Here is a 359-nt window from a genome sequence, read left to right as displayed (position 1 = left end):
TGGCGGTTCTATGCAAGGCGCGCCCGGCGCCTGTTGCCGGCCTCGCTGTTCGTCATCTTCGCCACGCTGGTCGCGGGCTACTTCATCCTGTCGCCGGACGAACAGTCGCTCTATTCGAAAGGCGCCATGTTCGCCTCGGCCTATGCGATCAATTTCTGGTTGATCCGCTGGTCGTTCGACTATTTCGCCCCCGACGCGTCAAACAACCCCTTCATCCACTTCTGGTCGCTCTCGGTCGAGGAGCAGTTCTATTTCGTATGGCCGGGGCTGCTTCTGCTGGCGGCATGGCTGCGCCCAGGCAAGCGCATGGCGATCCTGGCGATCGGCCTCGCCGGCGCGGTGTCGTTCGCCGTCTGCGC

General features: G+C 63.5%; 1 pseudogene. It reads left to right on the top strand.

From position 1 onward, the window contains the following. Positions 1-359: pseudogene (locus tag NMG70_RS32570) on the top strand (acyltransferase); the annotation flags it as partial.

Source organism: Mesorhizobium ventifaucium (assembly GCF_935822925.1).
GTDB classification, from domain to species: domain Bacteria; phylum Pseudomonadota; class Alphaproteobacteria; order Rhizobiales; family Rhizobiaceae; genus Mesorhizobium; species Mesorhizobium ventifaucium.
Note: the sequence above shows the minus strand (reverse complement) of the source record. Positions and strands in the feature narration are given on the sequence as shown.